Source organism: Paenibacillus sp. SEL3 (assembly GCF_054602585.1).
Genome location: NZ_CM137725.1, coordinates 437,753 through 450,336 on the forward strand (window position 1 = coordinate 437,753; position 12,584 = coordinate 450,336).

The window sequence follows — 12,584 nt, forward strand, 5'->3', positions numbered from 1 at the left end:
TGCGTAGTGGCAATTCATGTACACTCATGCTCAACCTATATCTTTATTTTTTCGTTTTCTTATACGCTTCCTCATACTCAGCAGTAATCCGTGATCCACCGGAGTTTTTCCAGTTTTCTACGGCTGCTTTAAATCCGGCTTCGTCAAGCTCACCCATAATAAATTTGAAGGAGGCGTCGGTAATGATTTTCTCCAGCTCTGTTCCTTGCTCATTAGCGGTGACTGAATCCAGTGGCACGGTCGGGTCCAGAACAGCAAATTCATTATTTTCTCGGACTAATTCATTAGCCAGTTCCTTTTCTGGATTGGCATCTTTTAAGTTATAAGTCACTTCACTTGGTCTGGAGCTTGAAAACGGCTGAACATCTGCTTGCCACAAATCTGTATTCGTAATTTTGAAGGCTCCATCTTTTTCGATTTTATAATGAGTGCCTTCAATACCACCGGTCATATACATATATACATCTTTGTCAATTAAATCATCTACAAATTGCAGCAGTCTCTTCAACTCAGCTTCTGTTTTTACTTCAGATTTCGGAAATGCCAGCAAACCTCCAACCCCGCTTCCCTCAGACCATACGTGGTATTTACCATCTCCATTTGAGATCTTGTTAACCGGTACCAGCTTCAGCCCCTTTTGTAAGCCTTGGGACAAGGTTCTGAGGTTAGAAATATCGATCATGCCTGTATAAATACCTGCTTTACCTTGTGCAAATTGTTGCTGCTGGTCCGTTTTAGCGGTTACAGCAAAGTCTTTAGAGAGATATCCGTTTTTGTATAACTTATTGGAATACTTTAAGGTTTCCAAATATTGAGGAGTATCAAATTCCGGTGTAAACTTTCCGCTTTCATCTACTTTCCAGCCATTCGGTGTGCCAAAGTAGGAACTTAAAGTTTTGAAGCTGCTGTAGCGTAGATCCGATCTGTCAACAAACCCAGTCGTATCTTTTTTTCCATTCCCATCTGGATCATCTTCTGTAAACGCTCTCGCAACTTCATACAACTCATCCAGTGTCGTCGGCACCTTCAGTCCTAAGCGATCCAGCCAATCCTGGCGAATGACCAGACCAGCCCGAGCCAGATTCTTCTGGAACGGAACACCATACAGTACCCCTTCAATGGATGCGGCTTCCCGAACTTCAGGCGGGATCTTTTTCAAATTTTCATAATCATCCAAATACTTTCCTACATCCCAGAATAGTCCTGATTTCAATGAACTACGCACTGAAGAATTTGTCATCATCGTCAGCGTCACCATATCGGCCAATTCGCCAGAAGCAAGCGCAGTAGTGATTCTCTCTTCTTTAGAAGCGTCAGGCACCCAATTGAACGTGATCTTAGAATTGGTGTATTCTTCAATTTTACTTTTGATCGTTTCTGTAGGCGGAGAAGCTGTATGCAATACGTTTAACCAGGTAAATTCCAGTTTGGACTTCGGATCATAGGTTTGGCCGCTTTGATCCTCAGCTCCCTTGTCACCGCAAGCAGCTAAAAAAACACTCATGACCATTAGTACAGCAAGAAGGCCCGATACTCCCTTTTTCGTCGTGATTCCCTTTTTCATCGTGTTTGCTCCTTTTCTGTTTATATATTTATGCCATATCTTCCTCTTTCACCAGAACCTCTCGCTCTATTTTGCTGAACACCTGATGCGTCATCCACATCACGAGATAACCCATAATACTTGCTCCGGCAAAAGTTAGAATTCCTGGGTACAAGCCTAGAATCAATGCAAAAAGCACGACAATGGCTACAAAAAGAACAAGCGTATATTGTAAATACGAAAATCCAATCACTATCGACATTTTGACCTTCAGTCTGATACCTTTCCAATCATAGTGAGCCAGCAGCGGGAAAATGTAGGCCAAAGAGATAAGATACAAAAAGGCTCCAATAAGCGTCACCACACGAACATACCAGGACGAGACGTTGACTATATCTACGTAGAGCACGTAACCCACAAGGCTGTAAAGCCCGCCAATGATTGCTGCTTCTTTAAAGCTTTCTCTAAAGTAACGTACAAACGTCGAGAAAATGGCGACTTCCTCATTGCCCCGAATCCACTGTCTTAAAATACTAAGCATAGCGACGGTTGCAGGCCCAACGCCTATAAAACCCAAGCCCAGAATCGTCGCAACCGTCCAAAGCAAGTTAAGATAGACCAAGCGTAGCAGGCGCATGCACCATTTGTTCATGTTTTCTACAAACCGTACCATTTTGCATCCTTCCCGTCGTCATTAGTAAACGCCGTCTTCACCAAATTTCTTGGCCAGTCGATTGGAGCCCATTATCAGGATTAAACCTACCACACCTTTAAAAAGTCCTACCGTCGTACTGAAACTTAATTGTCCATTCTTTAAGCCCGCAGTATAAATATAGGTGTCAAAGATTTCGGCAACTTCGCGGTTTAAGGAGTTCAATAGCAGATACATATGCTCAAAGCCCAAATCCAACGTGCTACCGATTTTCAAAATTAACAATGTAATAATGACTGGGCGAATCGCAGGCAAGGTAACGTGCCATGTCTTTCTTAGGCGCCCAGCTCCGTCCATCTCTGCTGCCTCATACAATTGCGTATCTACCACTGTAATCGCAGAAAGATAAATGATGGTAGACCAGCCGAGTTCCTTCCAAATCACTTGCCCGATGTAGACCGTTCGTAGCCATTGCGGAGAAGTTAAGAAGCTAATCTTCTCACCGCCTAGCGCGGCAATCATTTCGTTCAGCACCCCACCGTCTACGGTTAGGAATACATAAGAAATCGAAACAATGATAACCCATGACATAAAGTGCGGGATGTAGATAATGGTTTGAATAATGTTTTTAAAAAACATCTTCCTAACCTCGTTCAGCATGAGTGCCAAAATGATGGGCAATGGAAAAAAGATTACAATGTTCAATGCAAACAAAACCAGCGTATTGCGGAGCAGCATAAAAAACGTGGGTTCGGTAAATAAACGAATAAAATGCTTCATTCCTACCCATGGACTACCTGTGATTCCCTGAAAAGCTTGATAATCCTGAAATGCAATCACCAATCCCCCCATAGGAAAGTACTTAAAAATAATGAAGTACACCAGTCCGGGCAAAACCATTAAATAGAGCAACTTGTGTTTCTGCATTCGTAAAAGGCTTTCCGTCGTTCTTTTGTTCTTTTTCATTTTCATGTTTGATGCGGGGACACTTGAAACTTTCATTAGTTCGACCTCCTTCAAACGATCCTGTATACGTTTTCAAGAGTACGCGATTTTCATCATTCCGCATATAATCATCAGATGATAGCGTTTACAAAATTGGGTGTGTAGCCTACTTTTCAACCTTTTCACCTTAGCTAATGATTACTACACAACCTAATGAGCATCCGCTTTTTCCATGATTAGAGAACACCTCAAGATTTGATTATATACGGAATTCTTTCCTCTTGATAAGGTTGACATGTAAACGATTACAAGGAGGTCAACCACATGACACAGCCATTACGAAAAAAAAAATTACGAAAAAAAGAATCGCTGGGCAGTCGTATTTTCAACATTGTAAACAGTACACTATTGATTCTCATTGCCCTCACTTGTCTCTTACCTTTTTTGAATATCATCGCCAGCTCTTTTGCCTCAACCGAAGAAGTAATAGCCAAGAAGTTCATTTTATTCCCAGTTACTTTTTCCTTGGATGCCTACCGTTATATTCTGTCGACTCCCACCATTTTTAGAGGTCTGGGGGTTTCGGTCGGCGTAACGATCGTCGGTACAGTTGTAAGTATGATATTTACTGCTTTTATGGCTTATGGATTATCCCGAAGATATCTACTCGGCCGCAATACGATTAACTTCATTGTCGTGTTTTCTATGTTGTTTAGTGGGGGGATGATTCCAACATTCCTGGTTGTAAAAAGCATGGGGCTTATCAATTCGTATTGGTCATTGATTCTGCCCGTGGCCATTAATGCGTTTAATCTGATTATCATGCGTAACTTTTTTCAAGCGCTGCCAGATGATCTGGAGGAATCAGCCAAGATGGACGGGTGCAACGATTTTGGTATCTTCTTTAAAATTATGTTGCCATTAGCCCTGCCTTCTATTGCAACCATCTCTCTATTCTACGCTGTTGCCTACTGGAATACGTATATGCACGCCATTCTCTATATCAATGATTCTGCCAAATGGCCGATTCAAGTCTTGCTTCGGCAAATTGTAATCGTTTCCAGTGGTATGCAGGCAGAAGGAACTGCTGTAGATGTCATCCCGCCTGCGCAGACCATTAAGATGGCGGTCATTGTCATTGCGACCGTTCCAATGTTAATCGTATATCCATTTGTGCAGAAGCACTTTGTCAAAGGAGCTTTGTTAGGCGCGGTTAAAGGCTAATTGGCTTGCTTCATCTTTCGGTAAGCTCCCGGTGTAACCTGTTCCTTTTTCCGAAAAGAGCGGATAAAGTTTTGCGAATTATGATATTGCAGTCGCTCGGCGATTTCCTTAATCGTCATATCTGTCTCAACGAGCCACTTCTTACCCATTTGCAGCCGGTAGCCCATCAGATATTCACTAAACGTCGTTCCGTATTCTTTTTTGAAAATACTGCTTAAATAATTCGGATTGTAATGAAGTCGGTCTCCAATGAGTTCTAATGATAATTCCTGGTCATATTCAGCACGGATAATAGCAGCAATTTTCTCCGAGAGACAGCGGAATTGCTGGTTGGTCTTCTCCTTCATGCTTTTTACCATGGGGAAAATAACTTGCTCTATCAGCATACGTTCTATCTCTTCCGGATTACGGATGTCCAGCAAACGATGATACAAGGCATGATTGTCTTGCGTCAGCAGCACTTCAATCCCTAATAGTTGCTCTAATTGGATGAGGTTATTCACAAACCGTACCAACAGCACCTCAAAGTTCATGGAATGATTGTTTTTTACCATCATTTCCTCCAATAATGAGTGCACGGTATGATATACCTGCTCTTCGTCCCCTATTCGGATGGCATCAAATAGTTTTGATTCCAATTCCGTAGGATAATGGAGCAGCACCGGACCTGAAATGACCATGGAAATATCTTCATAAAAAATAATCGACTCTTTGCCTAAATTTAAACGGTGATGCAAAGCTTGCTTGCTCATCTCACAGGCTTCTTTACTTTCTAATAAGTTATCATACGCCGTACTAATGCCGATGCTGATGGAAACATTTAAATACTCTTTTACGTTTCGAACCAAAAGGGTCGCATCATCCAAGACTTGCTTTCTCATTTCCTGTTCGCTCAACCCTGTCAAAATTAATATGGTGGCCTGAGTGTTATCGTTCAAAATGATGGGAAGCATTCGCTGCTGCTCTGGAATCGTTTCTTCTACGATTTTGTTAATAGCCAGCAGCAAAACATCTTTATCCGAGGGATCTCGATCTCCCAGATTATCCAGTTGGACTAACAAGGTAATATACATTTGATTCTCGATCTGCGGATAACCCAAGCGTGGCATTTTTCGTGCCAATTCCTCTGCAGAAATACGTTTGCGGAACAGGTTGAGAATCAATTGGGTTTCCAACTGTGGCATTTCGGACTGAATGAGACTTTCCAAGCTTTCCTTCTCGGTTACAATGTTATCGATGGAATTAATAATCCATTCAATTTCATTTTTAGAAGGTTCATTTTTGAAAGCGAAATTAGGATTTTTAGGCAAGCTTCGTTTTATTTGCTGAAATGGCTTTGTAAAGTAAATGGCAATGAAGTACGCCACTACCACCATTAAGAGCGTTAATACAAGTCCCATCATGATGATCCCAAATTTGGTCGTTTGAAAGGCATCCGCAATTTCTTTTTTATCTAATACTGTTAAGTAAGTCCAATTGTTATAGGCAGATTTGGCGTAAATGACTTGTCGTGCAGGCTGCTGATCCGTTTTCTCCAAAGTTAGCATACCTGTGTTGCTCGGCTTCACTGTGGCTTCTGAAATATGCTGGAGCTGCTGGGTGGACAATAATTGTTCGGCAGGCTGGGTTTCATACATTAAATCGCCTTGATTATTCAAGATAAAAACAGCCATATGATCCTCGGTTTGAATCGTATGATTTAATGTTTGCAGCGAAATATCCGACAGAGCAATGGCTTGCTTCTTCTTAGAGAATACAGGCAAGGTATTAACAAAACGAATCCCTTTATCTGTTTTAACCCAGAATAGTCCCTGATTCTGATGGTCGATATAGGTATTAACCAGCTTCTCCCTTTCTGCTTTCGTCAAATAAGACAGGCTTCCATTGGAGATTCTCCAATTCTGATCCAGACTGATGAGTGAATATTCCGTTCCCTCTAATCCCATTGTAGCAATATAATTGAGCTGAGTATTCACATTCCGATACGCTATAAAATCTTTTTCTGTAATGGGATTTTTCACAACATCATTAAAGGAACTGGTCGTGCTATACGTATTAAAAGCATATTCAATCGTTTGAATTTTCTGCTCCAGGCTATTTCTGATCTGTGCCATATAGCTTTGCTTGGTATTGGAAACCCTCTCCACAACGGAGCTAATTGTTGTAAAATAGATGTAGCTGCCAAAACTGGCCACAAATCCTATTCCTAAAACCAGAATCGTAATAAAAATGGTGTAGAACATTCTTCCTTTTTTCATTGCGCTCCCCCTCTGGCTCTTTGCATCACATCAAAATTATAGCGCTTTCATAACAAGGTTTAAATCATTTTTTTCACGTGTGCATTATTTTTTACATCCGTATCATTCCAATTTAAGTCGATTTTGTTTGGTTGGCGGCAGTTAAAAAGAAATTTGGAGGAATTACTTATGTTACATGTTGTTAGTCCTAAAGAACCGATTGTAAAAGAAGAATTTCCGTCAGAAACTTCCTTTCTCTCCCTCTATCCCCTAGCAGTTGGTGAAGCTCGTCCTTTTATATTGGTATTACCTGGCGGTGGTTACGAGCATTTGGCCTCACATGAAGGAGAGCCTATAGCTCGGTGGTTAAACGATCTAGGTATTCATGCGGGTGTGCTGGAGTATCAAGTCGGTGATTTCGAGATTACTTCCTTGTTGGAGGATGTAGAACATGCTCTGCAATGGATTCGCCAAACACCGCAAGACTGGCTGGTCATCCCTGACCAAGTGGGGCTCATCGGTTTTTCAGCAGGCGGTCACTTGGCCTCCATTGTCTCCACTATAGGGACGGTAAAGCCAGATCTTCTGTTGTTGGGATACCCTGTAATTTCATTTTATGAGCCTTATACACATATCGGAAGCCGTACGCATTTTTTAGGGGAACAGCCGACGCTGGAACAGCTTCAAGCCTTTTCATCCGATCGGCAAGTGACTTCAAAGACACCTCCAACTTTGATGTGGACTACAGCCAATGATGGGGCAGTACCGGTAGAAAATAGTCTGTTGTTCGCTTTTTCATTATCCAGGGAACGTATTCCGTTTGAACTGCATGTATTTGAGGAAGGACGACACGGCTTGGGACTGTCAGAAGACAACCACGAATGCCGTCAATGGCTCAATATGGCGGAAACTTGGCTTCAAAAACATGGATATGCTCGGGCGAGACAACAGATGACAACTCGACTGTTTATCGCCGGGGACTCCACTGCAGCTCAAAAAGGGGCTACCGAAAAACCGATGACAGGCTGGGGCGAACACTTGCAAAGCTACTTGGCACCGTCTGTTCATGTGGACAATCGTGCCGTCAATGGGCGAAGCACCAAATCTTTTATAACAGAAGGCCGATTAGCTAATATTGAAAAAGATATTCAAGCTGGAGACTATCTGTTTATTCAATTTGGACACAACGATGAGAAAAAAGAAGACCCCACTCGCTATACCGATCCTGATGGAGAGTATCGTCAAAACTTAATTCATTACATTCAGTCCGCTAGGGAGCGTGGTGGAATTCCAGTGCTATTGACCTCTGTAAGCCGCCGCCGATTCACCGCAGACGGTGAACCTGATCCGCTGGCTGTAGGAGCCTATCCCGCTGCCATGAGACAAGTAGCCTTGGAAACCCAAACACCGTTGCTCGATATTTTTGAAGCTTCTCAGCGGCTTTATCGTTCCATGGGTGAAAAAGAGTCCCAGCAGCTATTTATGCATTTGCCTGAAAAAGCGCACCCTAATTACCCCGCTGGTATAACGGATAATACCCATTTTTCTGACGAAGGAGCCAAACAGGTCGCCCAGCTTATAGCGGAAGCCATTCGTCAGTGTGCGGAACTGTCTGCATTAAAACAGCGTATGGTAGAAAGGAATCTAGACAGCGATGAGAGACTTGCACACCAACTTGTCAACTGATATCAAGTGCCAAATATACAAATACGAAAACGGACCTCGAGCGTATCACTCCGACGTCCGTTTTTTGTTCAGATTAGGTAAAGATGGTCCAGCTATAGAGAATAGTTCAAAAATGCAGTACAATAAAATGAATTTCTTTAATTGTTATATTTTAATTATTTTGTATCTTATAGGACTTTAGAATCGTTTTGTTGTATTATTTTGACAACATTTGTCGAATAAAACGAAGTCAATAATTTAACATGGTATATTTTAGGAGCTCATATCATACATCAGGAGGAATTTTTTATGAATACTAAGAAAATACTATTATCAACAGCTATGTCTTTGGGGCTAATTGGTAGTATCATCGTCCCTAGCGCTTCCGCGGCAGTAGGCCCTTCTCCGGTAATTACGCCAGTTGTACAAGTTAACGGAGTATATTACAGAACGGCTACATTGCCACGAAATTATTCCTATGCGCTGTCAAATTACCCAGGGGATACTTATAAAGTGGCGAGCGGAAATGTCACAGTCTCCTCTTCCGGCGTGGTAACCACCACCACTGCAACGAGCGCAAGAGTAGAAATTTACGGCGGTAACGGTAAATTGAGAATGGTGTATACCGTCAAGGTAAACTAAATATTTAGCTAGCAAAGTGCCTTGGCGCGCTTAGCCAATAATTAGCAAGAATACGATGCATTGTCGAAAAAATCCCCTGCCATTACAGCAGGGGATTTCAATTTATTTAGAGAATTCACTTACTTCAAATGTCAGAATCTTGTCAAAGATTACGTAATCTTTGCGACTGCTGAATGGGCCTTTGTTGTTATCGTGTTTATCAATTTTATAAAATGATTGACCACGACCGGCATCTTTTGCATCATACCACGCTATAAAGTTGTTAATTTCCTTCATACTTAGATCAAATTCCTTCTCGAAACCATTTGTGATAGTCACTACAAGAATTGCACGATCACCTGTTGGTTGTGCTGGCTCAGATGGTTCAGGATTAGGTTGAGATGGATTGTCTGTATCGGGATCTGTTTGCTTTTCTCCTTGTGGAGTAGCTGATGCTTCTTTAGAAAGTTCACTTTCACCATTATTACTTACTGCTGTAACTACGTAATAGTATGTTGTTCCATTGACCACAGAGGTATCAGAATATGATGGAGTTTTGACGTTGGAAGCAATTGTATCATATGGACCTGCAGAAGTAGTGCTGCGTTTAATAGTATATTCTATTTTATCGGAACTTGCTGTCCAGCTCAAATCTATCTTAGCGTCTCCTGCCTTTGCAAATAGATTTGAAGGAACACTGATTTTAGGATTTACTAAATATCCAGTGTCGTTGATATCTAAAGCATCTAATTCGAATATATTATAAACGCTTGAGTTGCTTGCACTTACCACTACAGAGTGTAATTTATTTTCTAAATTCCTTTTTTCAAATAAAAGGGTAGTCACTTGTGCTTGACCATTAGCAGAGTAATTATAATCAACACCATCAATATTTACTTGAATAGATGTTTGTCTATCTCCCCCTCTATAACTAATTAATCTTAGATCCGTACCCCAGAATTGAAATTTAACAGAATGTAGCGTTGGGTTAAGTGTAAACTTTTCACTCCCTCCAGAATAACTCCCTGCAGTTGGGATTTGCCACCCATTACCTTCAAAAGTAAATCCAGGTGCAAGCTCTTCATATCGTTGCCATCCACTCTCTGGAGTAGGTAATGCTTGCCCAACTGATGTTGCTGCATACGTTCTTAAATTTAAAAATATGGTTAGTAAAAATAATGATGCGCTGAACAATATAAAAATTTTCTTAATGAGATTCTTTTTCATATATATTCCCCCAGTAATCTATCTTTTGAACAGATACTAAGTTAACATATTCCTCAAAACTTATCTAAACATAAACTTGCTGATCTATAAAAATAATCCACATATTTGAATATTTATTTTTTATTGGATACTAATGATGAATAAGCTCTCGCGGAGATGGGTAACAATTTTAATAACCTACATAAGCTAAAACGAAAGTTAAATAAGCTGTTTCAGGTTGCCTACCAGAAACAGCTTACCGCCTAGATCTTTTTAAACTTCCTTTATAAAATAAGGTTTTGGTTCCATTAAAGAAATGTTTTTCAATTATATAGAGTATTCATCTATTTGAAATGAAACAATCCGATAAAGAAAGCAACATGACCAAAATGTAACCATTTGATAAGTATTAAGCCACTATTCCCCATGACCTTTAAGTACAAAAAAATGAAAATAACAAAAAAACCCTTGCTTAGCAAGGGTTTTTGAGGAAATGGGCCCTGAGGGACTCGAACCCCCGACCAATCGGTTATGAGCCGACCGCTCTAACCAACTGAGCTAAGGGCCCTCAAAAAAACATGTATATTCACGTCACATATTCATAACAGCAACGTTAATTAATATACAACATTTTCTTGTGTTTCGTCAATAGTCTTTCGAAAATTTTCTTTTTAAAAATTATTTTTGTGGACTTACGGAATAAATCGGACACCATAACGACCTTTGCGCGAGCGGTACACCTCCACTGCGCGGGGATCATTGTAGCCATACATCCAGCCGTCGTGCTCCAACCTTTTTGCCAGACATCCTGCCTGAAATTTAGTCGTGTACAGTCTGCCATAGTAAATCCAATACATCCGAGCTCCCTCTTTTCACATGATGGTAGGAGTTAGTGTAACCGGATCGAATTCGATTTACACGGCCTGGGCCATAACAATCTACAATGGTTAGCAAAGAGTACGAATCGCTCTAATCATTAGACCTATTGGCCTCTATAGCTCATCTTATTTACCAAAGGAAGCGGGGTCCTGGCGCCAGGAACGCAGCAGTTCCATCTCTTCTTCCTGAATGGTTCCTTCACGCAAGGCAACGTTCATCAGGGCTGTATAATTGGACAAGCTTTGCAGCTCCACACCCGCTTCTTCAAAGGCTTGAGTCGCTTTGTCTAGCTGGTAGCTGAAAATGGCCAGTACTGCTAATGGCTGAGCGCCTGCTTGTGCTACGGCCTGTGCTGCTTTAATGGAGCTGCCTCCTGTAGAAATAAGATCCTCGATAACCATAACCTTCTGACCTGCGCTAATACGGCCTTCGATTTGGTTTTCTTTCCCATGTCCTTTGGCTTTGTCCCTTACATAGGCCATTGGCAGATTTAGCTTTTGCGCCACCCAGGCTGCATGAGGAATCCCTGCTGTAGCTGTCCCTGCAATGACTTCAGTTTCGGGGTATTGCTCACGAATAAGAGCAGCAAATGAGTCTGCGATCAGCTCGCGCACCTCCGGGTAGGACATGGTCAGGCGATTATCACAGTAGATTGGCGATTTAATGCCAGATGTCCATGTAAAAGGCTGTTGTGGGCGCAATGCCACCGCCTGAATACGTAACAGATGGGATGCAATTTGCTCAGGTATACTATTGAATGTGGTCATACTTGTATCATCTCCTCAATAATGTGTTCCGCTGCGGCGCGTGGGTCTGCTGCTGCGGTGATAGGACGTCCAACGACAATGTAGCTGCTGCCTTGTGCAATGGCTTGGCCAGGTGTAAGCACACGCGACTGATCGCCTGTAGCACTACCTGCCGGGCGTATGCCAGGAGTTATCGTCTTAAAGTCTGATCCACATACAGCACGAATGGCAGGCACTTCCAAAGGTGAAGCTACCACACCATCCAGTCCCGCCTCACGGGTCAGTTGTGCGTAACGAACCACTGCATCCTGCACCGTACCAGGAATACCCAACTCCTTATTCATAGTCGTCTGATCCGTGCTGGTCAGCTGTGTGACTGCAATAATGAGCGGCATGGAAAGCGAGCTGTCTGCGGAAATAGCTGCTTCTGCACCAGCTTTAGCGGCTGACATCATATTAACGCCCCCAGCAGCATGTACGTTGAACATATCTACACCTAAGCGGGTAATGCTCTCTGCCCCTCCCCGCACCGTGTTAGGGATATCATGCATTTTCAAATCTAGAAATACGGAGTATCCTCTGGACTTTAGCTGTTCTACAAAAGCTGGCCCTGCACTATAAAACAGTTGAATACCTACTTTTATATAACAAGGAATCCCTTCTAGCTGCCGAATTAACTGCTCAGCCTGTTGTGCATTGGGATAATCTAACGCAACCATCAGCCGTCCTGCCATCTGCTGAAATGCTCCATTCACCGTTCTCCATCCCCTTTTTACGTCAATTCGGGTGCATTTGCCCGTGATAAAGGACATCCGTCAGCCGAAGCTGATGAATGTCCTTCCCTGTGCTACTTATTTCCTCACATC

11 protein-coding genes and 1 tRNA gene are annotated in these 12,584 nt (G+C 42.1%); 3 read left to right on the top strand and 9 right to left on the bottom strand.

Translation table 11 applies throughout. From position 1 onward, the window contains the following. Nucleotides 1-43 precede the first annotated feature (43 nt). From ACYCS5_RS02210 to ACYCS5_RS02220, 3 genes are read right to left on the bottom strand one after another with little or no spacing between them, the layout of a single operon-like run. Nucleotides 44-1,564 carry an extracellular solute-binding protein gene (locus tag ACYCS5_RS02210; protein WP_190297585.1) on the bottom strand — a complete coding sequence of 507 codons (1,521 nt, stop codon included), beginning with the start codon at nt 1,562-1,564 and terminating at the stop codon, nt 44-46. A gap of 28 nt (nt 1,565-1,592) precedes the next feature. Further along, nucleotides 1,593-2,216: a YesL family protein gene (locus ACYCS5_RS02215; protein WP_013311055.1), complete on the bottom strand. Its 624-nt coding sequence runs from the start codon at nt 2,214-2,216 to the stop codon at nt 1,593-1,595. A gap of 21 nt (nt 2,217-2,237) precedes the next feature. Beyond that, nucleotides 2,238-3,197, bottom strand: a complete 960-nt coding sequence (locus tag ACYCS5_RS02220) for an ABC transporter permease (protein ID WP_459760731.1) — start codon at nt 3,195-3,197, stop codon at nt 2,238-2,240. A gap of 267 nt (nt 3,198-3,464) precedes the next feature. On the opposite strand from ACYCS5_RS02220, the gene ACYCS5_RS02225 reads away from it, so the two are divergent. After that, nucleotides 3,465-4,364: a carbohydrate ABC transporter permease gene (locus tag ACYCS5_RS02225; protein WP_459760732.1), complete on the top strand. Its 900-nt coding sequence runs from the start codon at nt 3,465-3,467 to the stop codon at nt 4,362-4,364. Here ACYCS5_RS02225 and ACYCS5_RS02230 read toward each other — a convergent pair. Further along, nucleotides 4,361-6,622 (bottom strand): helix-turn-helix domain-containing protein, encoded by a 2,262-nt coding sequence (locus ACYCS5_RS02230; RefSeq protein ID WP_029517728.1) that lies wholly within the window; start codon nt 6,620-6,622, stop codon nt 4,361-4,363. The genes ACYCS5_RS02225 and ACYCS5_RS02230 overlap by 4 nt on opposite strands. Before the next feature lie 168 nt (nt 6,623-6,790). Between ACYCS5_RS02230 and ACYCS5_RS02235 the strand changes: the two genes are divergently transcribed. Both ACYCS5_RS02235 and ACYCS5_RS02240 read left to right on the top strand, forming a co-directional pair. Then, a complete protein-coding gene (locus ACYCS5_RS02235) occupies nt 6,791-8,287 on the top strand; it encodes a GDSL-type esterase/lipase family protein (protein WP_459760733.1) in 1,497 nt (498 codons plus the stop codon). A gap of 288 nt (nt 8,288-8,575) precedes the next feature. Then, on the top strand, nt 8,576-8,908 hold the full coding sequence (locus ACYCS5_RS02240; protein WP_165149122.1) for a hypothetical protein: 333 nt from the start codon (nt 8,576-8,578) through the stop codon (nt 8,906-8,908). A 102-nt stretch (nt 8,909-9,010) separates the two neighbouring features. Here ACYCS5_RS02240 and ACYCS5_RS02245 read toward each other — a convergent pair whose 3' ends face one another. The 5 genes from ACYCS5_RS02245 to pyrF all read right to left on the bottom strand — a co-directional run bounded on the left by ACYCS5_RS02245 (nt 9,011) and on the right by pyrF (nt 12,530). Beyond that, on the bottom strand, nt 9,011-10,114 hold the full coding sequence (locus ACYCS5_RS02245) for a fibronectin type III domain-containing protein (RefSeq protein ID WP_459760734.1): 1,104 nt from the start codon (nt 10,112-10,114) through the stop codon (nt 9,011-9,013). A gap of 473 nt (nt 10,115-10,587) precedes the next feature. Then, nucleotides 10,588-10,661: transfer RNA gene (locus ACYCS5_RS02250), tRNA-Ile, on the bottom strand. A gap of 124 nt (nt 10,662-10,785) precedes the next feature. Beyond that, on the bottom strand, nt 10,786-10,950 hold the full coding sequence (locus ACYCS5_RS02255) for a hypothetical protein (RefSeq protein ID WP_014282411.1): 165 nt from the start codon (nt 10,948-10,950) through the stop codon (nt 10,786-10,788). Between the two features lie 147 nt (nt 10,951-11,097). After that, complete coding sequence (pyrE, locus tag ACYCS5_RS02260; protein ID WP_013311063.1) at nt 11,098-11,739, bottom strand: orotate phosphoribosyltransferase; 642 nt, start codon at nt 11,737-11,739, stop codon at nt 11,098-11,100. Beyond that, nucleotides 11,736-12,530 carry an orotidine-5'-phosphate decarboxylase gene (gene pyrF / locus ACYCS5_RS02265; protein WP_459760735.1) on the bottom strand — a complete coding sequence of 265 codons (795 nt, stop codon included), beginning with the start codon at nt 12,528-12,530 and terminating at the stop codon, nt 11,736-11,738. The genes pyrE and pyrF overlap by 4 nt, the downstream gene beginning before the upstream one ends. Between the last annotated feature and the right edge of the window lie 54 nt (nt 12,531-12,584).

Coding starts and splice junctions, on each gene's coding strand:
- ACYCS5_RS02255 (WP_014282411.1), bottom strand. CDS start 10,950: ATGTATTGGATTTACTATGGCAGACTGTACACGACTAAATTTCAGGCA.
- ACYCS5_RS02215 (WP_013311055.1), bottom strand. CDS start 2,216: ATGGTACGGTTTGTAGAAAACATGAACAAATGGTGCATGCGCCTGCTA.
- ACYCS5_RS02230 (WP_029517728.1), bottom strand. CDS start 6,622: ATGAAAAAAGGAAGAATGTTCTACACCATTTTTATTACGATTCTGGTT.
- ACYCS5_RS02225 (WP_459760732.1), top strand. CDS start 3,465: ATGACACAGCCATTACGAAAAAAAAAATTACGAAAAAAAGAATCGCTG.
- ACYCS5_RS02240 (WP_165149122.1), top strand. CDS start 8,576: ATGAATACTAAGAAAATACTATTATCAACAGCTATGTCTTTGGGGCTA.
- ACYCS5_RS02245 (WP_459760734.1), bottom strand. CDS start 10,114: ATGAAAAAGAATCTCATTAAGAAAATTTTTATATTGTTCAGCGCATCA.
- pyrF (WP_459760735.1), bottom strand. CDS start 12,530: ATGTCCTTTATCACGGGCAAATGCACCCGAATTGACGTAAAAAGGGGA.
- pyrE (WP_013311063.1), bottom strand. CDS start 11,739: ATGACCACATTCAATAGTATACCTGAGCAAATTGCATCCCATCTGTTA.
- ACYCS5_RS02235 (WP_459760733.1), top strand. CDS start 6,791: ATGTTACATGTTGTTAGTCCTAAAGAACCGATTGTAAAAGAAGAATTT.
- ACYCS5_RS02210 (WP_190297585.1), bottom strand. CDS start 1,564: ATGAAAAAGGGAATCACGACGAAAAAGGGAGTATCGGGCCTTCTTGCT.
- ACYCS5_RS02220 (WP_459760731.1), bottom strand. CDS start 3,197: ATGAAAGTTTCAAGTGTCCCCGCATCAAACATGAAAATGAAAAAGAAC.